General features: G+C 55.7%; 1 protein-coding gene. It reads right to left on the bottom strand.

Annotated features, from left to right (window positions below):
- Positions 1-246, bottom strand: a 246-nt coding sequence (locus tag AC1RPV_RS08150; RefSeq protein WP_481764261.1) for a hypothetical protein, incomplete at both ends; no start/stop codon positions are given.

Below are 246 nucleotides of genomic sequence, written 5' to 3'. Positions count from 1 at the left end.
GGCGTAAGACCTACGTACAGAGGGCTATTCACCCATTCCCCTTCAAATCGGAACCAACCGTACTCGTGACCGTGCGGCTCGTCGATGAATACACTGATCCAGTCATGAAACAGGCCGATAACGCCGTCTTCGTGGTTGATGCCGCCGCACACTTCGAGTACGAAGCCGCCTTCCTCATCATCAACGATGAACGTCTTCGCGCCACGGTAATACTCTTGCGTGCCGTCCGGAGGTTCAGGGAACTCG

The organism is Dellaglioa sp. CoH-55-MRSF-9 (assembly GCF_056782155.1).
This window is presented reverse-complemented; position numbering and strand designations above follow the sequence as displayed.